The sequence below is a fragment of the Halostagnicola bangensis genome (genome assembly GCF_054653435.1).
Genome location: NZ_BAAIGG010000002.1, coordinates 1,294,565 through 1,306,167 on the forward strand (window position 1 = coordinate 1,294,565; position 11,603 = coordinate 1,306,167).

Sequence of the window (11,603 nt, forward strand, 5' to 3'; positions counted from 1 at the left end):
ATATATATATATAATATTAGATATATCATCTTACTTTATACGCATATAACTATTCTGGATGGCACTCTAACTCAGTAACGCTACTTGAATTGTAATCTGGGCCAACAAAACCCCATGTTGGTGAACAATGTTCGATCCCATCATCTATAGATTCACCAGGATCCGCCACACTCGGAACCCCACCACTCCCCATCACACCACCAGGCATCATCACGATAACTTCAATCGTACTCTCGAAATCAACGGGATTGTTCGCTCCAACGGTGATTTTCTCGCCATCCTCGAGTTCCAGTTCGATCGGTCGGTGTTCACGGACGAACGACAGACGGTCGCCACTCGAGGCGTCGCCGACGGTCGCGCTCACCTCGAATCGGGCGTATTCGCCGCGTACCTCGACGTTCCAGCTGTTGAGCTGTGCGAGGTATAGCGCCGGTGGGTACGGGATAAGCGGTACGCCGGGCCATCCGACACGATTGTCCGTGTGTATCGCCATCGGGGCGTGTTCGGTTTCGCCACCTACGTCGGTGATCGTATCGTCTTCCGGACGTACCGCCGGATCCCTGTCCTCGCTGATGTTTTCTGCGGTCAAATACGTCGGCGACCCAGCGGCTTCGAACTGGGCATCCTTGAGCACCGGCGATCCCTCGATATCGTCCGGGTCGTAGTCCACGTCGGCGTTTAATGCATCCTGAGTGAATCCGAGCACGTCATCGAGTGCGTCCATGCCGCTCCCACCAGCGTCGTCAACGTGTTCGCCCATCTCGTCTAACCCGTCTTCGTAGGGCTCTGCGACGAGTTCGAGCCAGTAATAGAGTCGATCGAAGTACGCCTTTCGCACCTGGGCAATGGTCTCCGCCGCCGGCGTTTCGTAAGTTTCGCCCTCGAGTTCGTCATAGACGAAGTCGTCTTCGTATTCGTTCTTCACGTGTTCGATCGCTCGTTCGGGTGGCGTCGGCGTCTCCATCATCTCGGTTCGTTCGACCTCGAAGGGGTGTTCGTCGATGACCTCGAGGAATCCGTGGTGGGTCTCCTCGAGGTCGGATCGAACCTCCTTGATGAGAGTATCTTCTGAATCCGGTTTGAGGTCGTCCAACTCGACCGTCTCCGACGAACCGCCGTCTAGCAGTATCGCTTCCGTGTCGTCTTCGAGTGTCTCTGTCGAGGAAATCGTCTCGCCCTCGAGCGACTCGAGGCCATCGGCAAAGTCGGCGCGTACCGAACCGTTGGTCTCCGCCGTGGTCAACGCCGTGATTCCGGATTTGAATCCTTCCTCGAAATTATCTCGCCAGCCGTCATTGTCGGTGTACCCCGACTCGTAGTCGCTCTCTATCGGACGGTCCTCGACCGGGAACTCATCACGGTCGTAGTACTCGCCTTGCCGATCGAACCCGTACTCGCCATCGACGACGATATCCGCGCTGAGAGACACCGTTCGGTCGGTAGTGAACGTCTTCGTCCGTGGTGTCACGTTCTCCGTGTCGTCGGATTCCCACGTTTGAGAGCGCTCGAGATCGAGTTCGGCCGCCGCGCTAACTTCGTGAAGGGTTCGATCGCTCGAGTCGCCGTCTTCGAACGTGTCGTGATCGACGTGAATGTCCGAAACGGAATCGACGACGGTCGTGTCGTCGGATTCGGTGTAGTTGGCTCGATCATCGGGAGAATCGGCATCTGGCATGCCACCCGAAACGTGGACTGATTCGGTTTCACGCTCGAGGTCGACCTGATAGAGTTCCTCGACGATGTCCCGGACGCTCCGATCGTACTCGTCGTCTCCGGCCGGGAGGTCCCCGTCGTCGATGTCGGTTTCGGGCGCGATATTCCCCTCAGCCACCTCATCGCTCGTCCGGTCTTCCATCCACCCGACGATGTCTTGGGCTTCTTCGACGGAGTACTCCATGTACGCTGCCTGAGCGACATCCTCGAGTGGCACCTCCTCCGTTCCGTCCATCACGTCCATTTCACCGAGCCCGTCGACGAGGAGGTCGGACAGATCCGGCATATCAGGGAGCTCACCGGTTGCTTCGTCTCCGAACAGCCACTCCTGTACTTCGCCGCCGTCACAGAGCTGTTCTTCGACATCGTCAATTACCGTCCCATCTTCGACCTCCTCAGCATCGGTGCCGATGTCGGCCTCGGCCTGATCGACGAGCTGTTCGGTTCCGTCGGAACTATCGCCACCCGCGAGATCGGTGCCGATCTGCGTAGCCAGACAGATGAATCCGGGTCGCATCGTTCGGTCCGCATACGGGTCTTGCGTTCCGAAGACGTCGTTCTGGACGTCGAATATCGCGTGATTTGCCAGAACTTCAGTGTGCTTGACGTCGATTACCTCCTCAAAATCGTGCTGATCGGGTCCTCGAGTCGGTTGCATCCGATCCCAACCGGCTTTGAAGTAGGCGAACGGGTAGAGGCGAGCGCCCAGATGCTGGCCAAGACCATCCATACTCGAGCCGATCGATTCGTCGAAGAACCCGCTGTTCAGTTGGGTTTCGTACTCGGTGAGCCGGTCATTTAGCTCGAAAACTGGCGTCCCGACACTTACTGTAACTGGACGACTCTGTTCGACCTCCGTGCCTCCGTTTCGGGAAACGCGGAATTCGACCGCGTCGACCGTCGCCGCGACGGTTCCTGTCTCGACATCAGCATCGAAATGGCCGATCTCGAGATCGACCCGATCGATCGCTTCGTCCGGATCGATCGACTCGTCATCTCCGGATGATGTGACAGCGGGGATCGACACGTTCGCCGTGACATCCGACCGAACGTCGCCACCTGCGTTCGATAGTGTGTCCGTCGCTTCCAGATAAACGAGCAGTTTAACGTAGCTCTCGAACCGTTCGTCTTGGTCGTCGGCATCGGCGATCGCATCGACTTCGCTCTCTGCAGAGGAGTTGATCGGTGCCATTCCAGCCCGATAACTCGCCTCGAGAACCGCGGTCCGAAGCTCTCCCTGGGCTTGCGCCACGGCTCGATCCATCGCAATCTCCGTGTCTCGATCGGTAGTCGGGTCGGGCCGAGTCTCGAGCGTTGCAACGATCATCACGCTCGAGAGCAAGAGCAACACGGCGATTAGCGCGAAGGGAACTCGCCCGCGATCATCGAGATCTATCGAAACTGATCCGCGAGTTCGTCTACGCCCACTCATGGATCCCACGCCTGAACCGTCACGTCGATCGTCTCCGGCGAAGTGACTTCCTCGAACGTCTCCTCGAGCCGTTCGACGACGTTGTCCGCAGTTGAGTCGTTCCAGGTATGGATAATCTGCTCGCCGACTGGTCCGTTTCGCATATCTGTCGCGATCCAATCGCCAAGTCCATTGTCGGCGTCGATATCCCCCACGAGCGTTTCGTTTGCTGTCGCCGTATCAGGCGAGGTCCCGCTAATGTGGTCGTCGACAGTCACGTCCACCGAATCTGCCAGTTGTTTGTAGTTGTAGACCGTTACCGAACGTTCGGTGAGTGAAGACTCGAGGGAATATTGGGTGTTTTCGAACGGGAAATAGCCCTCGACGATCGACTCGGCGACGACGGTTGCAACGGCGTCGAACCCATCGGTGTCGGCATCGTCGATGAACGGTGTCCCAACGTCGCTCGTTTCTTCGCGTTCGAACTCACGCGCCAGTTCTTCGGGGCCGAGTTCCGGAACGCCGCTCGTAACCGTTGTGCTCGCGCTCGAGACGTCACCGGTGGAGGGTGGCTGTCGGCCAGCCGTCGCAGTTCCGTTGAGCGATGAGCCGTCGTAGGGAGCCCACGTCGCTACTGCGTAGAAGTGATGCTCGCCGCCGACGTGTGTTCCCCGAATCGAGTGATCGACGGCGTCTTCGTAGGCATCTCCGTAGGTGAAGCGCTGGCTCCCGTCGATCCGAAGATTCGCGAGTGCCGCGTCCGCGAGAAGGCCGATAGAAGAGCCATACGTTGTAACTTCGTAGACCGATTCGCGTTCCGCCGAATCGAGGTCCCCGGGAGGCTCGAAGTTCTCGCTCTCGAGCGTCGAAACGCCTGCCCCGTTCTCCTCGGTGATATCGTACAGGACGGAGCTGGTCGTCGCACTCAAACTCTGGAGAACCTGATCGGCGCGATCATCCGGTACGGGTTCATCGGAGCTGTCGAGATGAAACCCGATCAACAGCACGCTCGCACTAATCAAGAGTAACGCGAGTGTGATATCCACGACGGTACTCACGCCACGATTTGACGCACCCCTCATCAAGACCACACCTCGACTCGGAGCGTTCCAGCTCGAACTGCCGCCTGGCGATCCACCGTTACCGGAACCAACCGCTCAGCGACGCCGGCGTCCTGGGGCGGTTCGTCGGCGTTCTCGAGCGAACGTGCGTCTCCGTCGGCATCGAACTGCGCCTCGGCAATCCGCTTTGGCCCCCCGTCTGTGTGTACCTCGACGGAAACGGCCATGTTCTCCCCGTTCGGGATCGATGTCGGTTCGATTTCGCTCGCAACGTTTTGGGATTCGTCGTGAGCGTAGAACGTGGCGCTTTCCTCGAGGTCAGCCCAAACTCGATCGATGGCTGTCTCTTCCTGCGTTCGATCGCTCGTCCCCGGCAGCGTGTCGGTGACGTACACGCCGTAAATTCCGATTCCGACGATGAACGCGGAGACGGCAACGAGGGCAGCGAGTGGCTCAGTTTGGCCCCTATTCGATCGACGGAATAACATAGCCACCTCTCAGGAGAGTGTTTCGGTCACGGAGAGCGGGAGTAGCAGTGTCGTCGACGCCGTTTGTTGTCGCGCTCTTGGATAGAAACGAGCTATCGGCAACTGCTCGGGTTCGCGAGCGACTCGAAAAGCACGTCAGTAAAAGGAACCTGGCTACGGCGGTTACCAGCGAGCCACCGTTTACAGCATTATCGACGTCGCGATTCATACCGGCGTTGGTTCCGGTTTGGTACTTAAACTATAGCGCCGATCGAGATTGGCACGATCGCCGTGTCTCAGTTCAGTTCTCCGGGAATACGTGACTTGCACGCGGACTATCCCCACCGTGTGGCGTTTCTCGCGACCGTATCCGCGCGGCGTGGGTGGTCTCAGTTGCGTCGTCGATCACGATGACTTCCCCCGGATCTTCGGGCATCCGCTCCTCGAGCGTGGCGTTTACGTACGTCGGCTGAGCGCGTTCGAGCGCCTCAAGGTCGGTCCGGGACGTAAGTCGGTGAGAGACGATGATGTCGGACTGAGAGATGCCGACATCGGGGACGGAACTCGGTCGCTGGGTCGCCGAAACGAGGCTCACGCCCGGTGCTCGACCGCGCGTCAGTATCGTCTCGAGTGCCGGGGCGGCGACACCGTCGAAAAACGTGTGCGCTTCGTCGATCAGGAGCCACGGTAACCGGTCGATCGAATCGGTCACTCGAGCGCTGTACAGCGCCTCTGCAACTGCTCGACAGATCGCGTTCATCGGTGCGGAATCGATGCCAGAGACGTCGATAACAGTTACTTCGGGTCCGGCGAGGTCCGCCGGCGTGATACCATCAGTATCGAAAATACCCCAGGACGATGCGAGGCCGAGATGATTGTTCGCCGCTCGCACATCGGAACGTGGGGCATCGGCTTGCTCGATGTGATCGTGCATTTCGTCGATCGTTTCGGTTTCCTGTGCGCCACGCCAGAGTAGCCCGCCAGCGCCGCTTTCGGGACTCAGGCCAAGCAACGTACACCACGATTTTGGATCGAGCACGCCCGGATCGACGGTCGGGCTCTCGAGGACGGTTGCAGAGACAGTGTCTCTCTCAGTTGGTGCCTCAAGCGTCTCGAAAACGCCCATCGGATCGATGAGGACTGGTGAGACACCGGGTGCTCGGGAGAGTGCTTCCGCGACGACACCGAGCGTGAACGACTTTCCGTACCCGCGTTTTCCGACGATTAACATCGCGTGAGGGCCATCCAGATCGAGGTGGAGATCAGCGCCAGTACTGCCATCGAGGGCACGATAACTCCCGAGGTGGCCGACGGGGCCGTCCTCGAGGTCCGCACCTCGGCCGATTACGAAGCTCATACCGAGCGTTGACGATTTCTCCGTTATGAACTGTCGCTCTCGTGGTGCTCCGATAGCTTTTCCAGAATTCTACGAGTTTAAGTAGGAAAACGCATCCACAGACTGCATGAACCAGACCGAGCGAATCGGTCGCCGGGACTGATACGACATGATCAGGTACGTTCTCGCGGTGATTCTCGCCGTTGCGTTACTCGTGCTATCGGTTCCGGCAATCGATCTCGTTGCTGGCGTCCAAACCGAGCGACAACTCGAGGGTGACGTAAGCGATCTCGAGGACGCAACGGTTTCGCTCTTCGAGAACGAAGAGGTTTCCCACGACGGTGCGCTCGCTCCGCAGCGGACGGTCACACTCGCGTTTCCGGATGACTCGTTGACAACAGTTCCTGCTGACTATGTCCGTATCGATCGCGTTCACAACGAGACGAGCATCGTCTCCTACAGCGTCGATGGACGGAGCGAACGCCAGCAAACGATCGACGCACCGATCGTCTCCGAAGACTCAACGCAAAACGAAACGGTCGAGCTCGGCGGCAGCGGCGAGGAAACGACAGTCGTCCTCCGACTCGAGACCGATGCGGCAGGCGATCCCGTTGTTACCCTCGGTTATCCGTGACAACGGAGATCCACCGAGAGTTTAAAACCGAAGCCGAAGGAGACCGGCTCATGTCGAAGAACGCCTCACCGCCTTCCGTGCGATCTCTTTGCCCCCAGTGGGTCGCAGGCGCGTTCGGGTTGTCCGAAATCTTCTCTCGCTCGGCAGACGATTCGAGTGTCTGCTGTTGTGACGTTGAGTTCGACGAACGGACGTTACTCGTCGATGCGAACAACTGTTCGGGTGAACTCGCCAAATCGAGCGCCTGCAGACGAACCGTTATCGAAGCGCTCGAGGACCGCGAGGCGACGTCCATCCTCGTTCGCTCGAACGGACTCGAGTATCGGTATCCCGATCGTGGCGTCGCAGTGCTCGCCGCAGCGGGCCGATTCATCGAACTTGTGGGTGAACGTGACGAGCGATTGGCCGATACAGCGACCGAAGATCCGCTCGACGTAGCCGTCGAACTCGAAGGACGCATCGGCGAAATTGCCGACATCGGCGTCGAATCGGGCCTACTCGAGAGTTCGATGGGGATCGAAAACTACGACGATATCCTGACGCCGCTGGGCGGGCCGTCGATCGCACACTACTTCGTCGATCCGTCGGTAAGCGACTCCGCACAACTTCGGGACATCCGAACGCTCGAGACAGGTACTACGGCACGGATCTATTCGAGGGACGACAGCGTCCCGCTGTACGAACTCGAAGTCGTCGACCTTTCGTTAGGCGAGCAGACGAGGATCCTTCTGGAGGGGTACGAAGCGATCGCGGACGGTAACGTCGATGGCGACCGCGCTCCGTCGCGGGCTATCGAATCGGTGAGCGACGAACCGGTCGATCCGCTGTTAACCAGCGTTCTCAGAAAACACACGAGCGGTTACGGGATTCTCGAGGATCTGTTTGCGGATCCGCGAATCACCGATGTCTACGCCACGTCGCCGGTCTCGCAGAATCCAATTCGGGTCGTCGTCGACGGTGAATCGATGGCGACGAACATCTATCTGACCTCCGGCGGGTCGAAAGCGCTCGCGTCCCGCGTTCGCCGAACCAGCGGGCGTCCGTTTTCTCGCGCGGCGCCGACGGTCGATGCGACGGCTGATCTCGAGAACGGAACGGGCGTCCGCATCGCGGGCGTCACCGACCCGGTTGCGGACGGGATCGCGTTTGCCTTCCGGGAACAGGCCGACGAGACGTTCACGCTGCCGGCGCTCGTCGAAAACGGAACGATGTCCGCATCGGTGGCGGCGTTTCTCTCGGTCGCGATCGAACGCAACGCGGCAACGCTTATCGCGGGAACTCGCGGGGCCGGAAAGACGACGCTCCTCGGAACGTTGCTCTACGAACTGACGCCGGATACGAGGACAGTTGTCATCGAGGATACACCCGAACTGCCCGTCGATCCGCTCCAGTCCGTCGGTCGCGACGTGCAAGCGCTTCGAACGGGTCTGGGGGACGGGCCCGAGATATCGCCTGCTGAGGCGCTTCGAACCGCGCTTCGACTCGGCGACGGTGCACTCGTCGTCGGCGAAATCCGAGGCGAAGAAGCTCGCGTCCTGTACGAGGCGATGCGCGTCGGCGCGAACGCCAACGCGGTCCTCGGGACGATTCACGGAGACGGTGCCGCTGACGTCTACGAACGCGTCGTTTCCGACCTGAAGGTCGAACCATCCTCATTCGGTGCAACCGACCTCGTCGTAACTGTACAGAGCTATCGGACCGGTGAGGGGAAAAAGCGGCGTCTCGCCAGGATCGAGGAGGTGATCGGAAGCGGCGACGACATCCGATTCGAACCGCTGTACGCGCTCGAGGGAGAGCAGGCGACCTCGACCGGTCGGATCGGCCGCGGAGAGAGCCGACTCGTCGATCGACTAGCCGGCCCAACAGCAGCGTATGCAGACGTTCGAGCAGCGATCGAATCGCGAACGAATCTTATTTCGTCGCTGGCCAAAGACGGGAGAACGGATCCCCAGGAGGTGGCTGCGGCCTACGCGAGCCGTCATATCGCGTAGTTCAATGATGACTATTGCTACTCTCTTTGAATCGGTCGCGAAAGCGTACCCCTGGGATGTCGAGGCGAGCGACGAGCTCGCCGATTCGCTCTCGTTTATCGACTCGTCACTTCGTGCGGAGACGGTCGTCCGGGCGGGATACGGTGCTGGCCTCTGCTCGATAGGACTCCTAATTCCGCTGTTCGCTTTTCCGGTTCCGCTCCCCATTGTGGTGTTTTTCGTACTCGCAACGCCGGTGGTTGCCGTCCACGCCGTCCACTCGACTCCCCGTCTCCTCGCGGCGTTTCGCCGAACCGAAGCCCTGGGCGACACGCCGAATCTGATCGGACGTGCGGTTCTACGAATGCAAGTCCAACCGGCTCTCGAGAGTGCAGTTCGGTTTGCTGCCTCGACGGGTCGTGGTCCACTCTCGGAGAACCTGTCGGCACACATCGATCGGTCGATGGGAACGCCACGAACGGGGCTCCTGTCGTTCGCCGACGAGTGGGCCGAGTGGTTTCCGGCCCTTCGACGGTCGGCTCACCTGCTCGCGACTGCACAGGAAGCACCCGAAGCCGAACGGACCAGAACGCTCGATCGGGCGCTGTCAGCGATTCTCAACGGCACTCGCAACCAGATGGCGGATTTTACGGCCGCGATTCGCGGGCCGACAACCGGACTCTTCGCGTTCGGCATCATGCTTCCGCTCGCACTCGTCGCGCTCGTCCCGTCGGTTCCGATGGTTGGAATCCCCGTCAATATCTGGATGGTTGTCCTCCTCTACAATATCGTCTTACCGGCCGCTCTCGTGGCCGCCAGTCTCTGGTTGCTCGTCCGACGGCCGGTCGCGTTTCCGCCGCCGCGAATCGATCGCACGCACCCGGATGTCCCCGATCGGTTGTGGACTCGAGCGCTGTGTGGCGTCGGCATCGGGGCAGGGGTTTACGTCGGAACGAGCACAGTGGGCTACGCCGCACTCGCACCGATTGCTGGCCTCGGTCTCGGGACCGGGATCGGCTTGCTCGCGGTCTACGGACCCATCCTGCGTGTCCGAAACTACGTTCGAGATGTCGAAGCGTACCTTACCGATGCTCTCTATCTCGTCGGTCGGCAAGTTGCGGAAGGTGAGTCCGTCGAATCGGCGATCGCGCTCGCCGGAAAACGCGTTCCCGCCGAAACCGGCGAGGTCTTCGCACGGGCGGCCGGGCTCCAGCGACGACTACACCTCAGCGTCGAGGAAGCCTTTCTCGGCGAGTACGGCGCGCTCGAGTCGATTCCGAGCCCTCGAGCACACGGTACTGCAGCCCTGCTCGCCATCGCCAGTGACGAAGGACGACCCGCCGGGCGCGCGATCGTTTCGATGGCCGACCATCTCGAGGAACTCGAAGAACTCGAGGGCGAAACTAAACGCAACCTCGAGGAGGTGACGGGGACCCTCGATAGCACGGCCGCGTATTTCGGGCCCCTCGTCGCCGGGGCAACTGTTGGTCTGGCGAATATGATGGCCGAGATGGATCTCTCGTCGCTCGACGGTGCAACTGCATTTCCGACCGAGCAGTTGGCACTGTCGGTCGGCGTGTTCGTGCTCACGCTGTGTTTCATCTTGATCCCGCTTTCGCTGGCGCTTCGACACGGACTCGATCGCGCGCTCATCGGCTATCACGTCGGCCGAGCGCTCACAGCAGCGACGGTTGTCTACGTCTTCGCAGTCGTCGCGATCGACATCGTGTTTTGACCCGTTCGTCTTCCTCGAGAGCGAGCAACCAAATCTCGACGGCGAGTTTTGACTCCCCCTCACGTGCCGTATCGCTGGAAACTGACCGGCTGTGAGTTTAAATACGAGCAGGCGGCCACAGCCAGCATGGATCTGGAGGCACCCGCAGACGCGTGGTACGTCTGGTTCGCAGTCAGCATCGTCAGTATCGCGATGGTCGGCATCGCCCTCGGCCTTCCGACTGGACCGCCCCCAGACGCCAACGAAGCCGCGAATACCATCGAGCGAACGACCGGGGGTGCCTACGAAACGAGTTCGGCCTACGAACACGACGCCAATGAGATGAAAATCGACGGACCGACGATTTCGCTCCGGAACGAGCACGGAACTGCCCACTCGAGTCTCTCGTACGGAGCCGTCGTTCCCGTAACGGGGAACGAACGACTCGAGAACATTACGTCCGGAACGTCGTTCGAAACGGAGTACGCCGAGGAAATCTCGGATCCGAGTATCGGGGCGACCGAGGCGTTCTTCGACGACATCGAGAACGTCCGAGCGGACAATACGGGGGAGTGGATTTCAGCACCCGGGGAGATGCAGGTTCAGGCGGTCAGCACAGTCTCTCCGTCGGTCGATGTCTCGGTCGAGCCGGAGGAATGGGGACGTGGGGACACGACTCGAAGCCTGGAATTCTCCTATGAGGCGAACACGAAAACGCAAGTGCAAATCGAGACGACAGGCGTCTTCTGGGCAGAAGACGAGCCTCGTACTGAGATGCAGCTCATGGAGGCCGACGAATCCTCGAGCACGTCACGGTATGACATCTACGAGGGAGATAGCGCTCAGAATCAACTTCACTACCCGTTCGATATCGATGTCACGGTCGAGGGCAAGCACGTCTGTCAGGAGACGATTACGGAAGCAGACCACGGCGAACAGGTCGCGGTCTGCGGCGAGAACGAAGGGGATATTGACGCGACCGAAGGGATAGACTGGGTCCAGCTCGACGACGAGACGGGCAAATACCGAGTGACGCTCGTCGATTCGTGATCTAAAAAACTGATTCCTTGGGACCACGGTTTCACCGAAGTCGACTCCCGGTTATCAACTCAATCCATCAGTGAGTTCGCTATCCGCTCGAGTAGGAACCTGTTACCGGCGAATACTACGTTCTGTATCTGTGATGGGAAACGGAGTGTTCCGGCCGGCTGAACTGACTGAGCACCTATCGGGGGATCACGGTACTGAATACTCCCCGCGTTTTCGTTCGATGAGAGCCGTTCGGTTCGACGAGGGA

At 59.7% G+C, this 11,603-nt stretch carries 8 protein-coding genes; 4 read left to right on the plus strand and 4 right to left on the minus strand.

The features are described 5' to 3' along the window. Positions 1-49: 49 nt before the first annotated feature. From ACYQ14_RS08130 to ACYQ14_RS08145, 4 genes are all read right to left on the minus strand, one after another. Complete coding sequence (locus ACYQ14_RS08130; RefSeq protein ID WP_459886907.1) at positions 50-3,145, minus strand: DUF7286 family protein; 3,096 nt, start codon at positions 3,143-3,145, stop codon at positions 50-52. Then, positions 3,142-4,206, minus strand: coding sequence for a DUF7284 family protein (locus ACYQ14_RS08135; RefSeq protein WP_459886910.1), 1,065 nt, complete (start codon positions 4,204-4,206; stop codon positions 3,142-3,144). The genes ACYQ14_RS08130 and ACYQ14_RS08135 overlap by 4 nt, the downstream gene beginning before the upstream one ends. After that, positions 4,206-4,673, minus strand: coding sequence for a DUF7285 family protein (locus ACYQ14_RS08140; protein ID WP_459886913.1), 468 nt, complete (start codon positions 4,671-4,673; stop codon positions 4,206-4,208). The genes ACYQ14_RS08135 and ACYQ14_RS08140 overlap by 1 nt, the downstream gene beginning before the upstream one ends. A 280-nt stretch (positions 4,674-4,953) precedes the next feature. After that, positions 4,954-6,009: an ATP-binding protein gene (locus tag ACYQ14_RS08145; protein WP_459886916.1), complete on the minus strand. Its 1,056-nt coding sequence runs from the start codon at positions 6,007-6,009 to the stop codon at positions 4,954-4,956. Positions 6,010-6,157: 148 nt separating this feature from the next. Here ACYQ14_RS08145 and ACYQ14_RS08150 point away from each other — a divergent pair, with 148 nt between their 5' ends. The 4 genes from ACYQ14_RS08150 to ACYQ14_RS08165 all read left to right on the plus strand — a co-directional run bounded on the left by ACYQ14_RS08150 (position 6,158) and on the right by ACYQ14_RS08165 (position 11,356). Then, a complete protein-coding gene (locus ACYQ14_RS08150) occupies positions 6,158-6,622 on the plus strand; it encodes a DUF7311 family protein (RefSeq protein WP_459886919.1) in 465 nt (154 codons plus the stop codon). 50 nt (positions 6,623-6,672) lie between these two features. Then, positions 6,673-8,613, plus strand: a complete 1,941-nt coding sequence (locus tag ACYQ14_RS08155) for an ATPase, T2SS/T4P/T4SS family (RefSeq protein WP_459886922.1) — start codon at positions 6,673-6,675, stop codon at positions 8,611-8,613. A gap of 4 nt (positions 8,614-8,617) precedes the next feature. Continuing rightward, the gene (locus tag ACYQ14_RS08160) at positions 8,618-10,327 is read left to right on the plus strand and encodes a secretion system protein (protein ID WP_459886924.1); all 1,710 of its coding nucleotides are present in this window, start codon (positions 8,618-8,620) and stop codon (positions 10,325-10,327) included. A gap of 126 nt (positions 10,328-10,453) precedes the next feature. Continuing rightward, the gene (locus tag ACYQ14_RS08165) at positions 10,454-11,356 is read left to right on the plus strand and encodes a DUF7283 family protein (RefSeq protein ID WP_459886927.1); all 903 of its coding nucleotides are present in this window, start codon (positions 10,454-10,456) and stop codon (positions 11,354-11,356) included. Positions 11,357-11,603 lie beyond the last annotated feature (247 nt).

Bases quoted from the DNA above. Each gene is read 5' to 3' on its own strand.
- ACYQ14_RS08155 (WP_459886922.1), top strand. From the start codon at position 6,673: ATGTCGAAGAACGCCTCACCGCCTTCCGTGCGATCTCTTTGCCCCCAG.
- ACYQ14_RS08160 (WP_459886924.1), top strand. From the start codon at position 8,618: ATGATGACTATTGCTACTCTCTTTGAATCGGTCGCGAAAGCGTACCCC.
- ACYQ14_RS08145 (WP_459886916.1), bottom strand. From the start codon at position 6,009: ATGAGCTTCGTAATCGGCCGAGGTGCGGACCTCGAGGACGGCCCCGTC.
- ACYQ14_RS08140 (WP_459886913.1), bottom strand. From the start codon at position 4,673: ATGTTATTCCGTCGATCGAATAGGGGCCAAACTGAGCCACTCGCTGCC.
- ACYQ14_RS08165 (WP_459886927.1), top strand. From the start codon at position 10,454: ATGGATCTGGAGGCACCCGCAGACGCGTGGTACGTCTGGTTCGCAGTC.
- ACYQ14_RS08150 (WP_459886919.1), top strand. From the start codon at position 6,158: ATGATCAGGTACGTTCTCGCGGTGATTCTCGCCGTTGCGTTACTCGTG.
- ACYQ14_RS08135 (WP_459886910.1), bottom strand. From the start codon at position 4,206: ATGAGGGGTGCGTCAAATCGTGGCGTGAGTACCGTCGTGGATATCACA.
- ACYQ14_RS08130 (WP_459886907.1), bottom strand. From the start codon at position 3,145: ATGAGTGGGCGTAGACGAACTCGCGGATCAGTTTCGATAGATCTCGAT.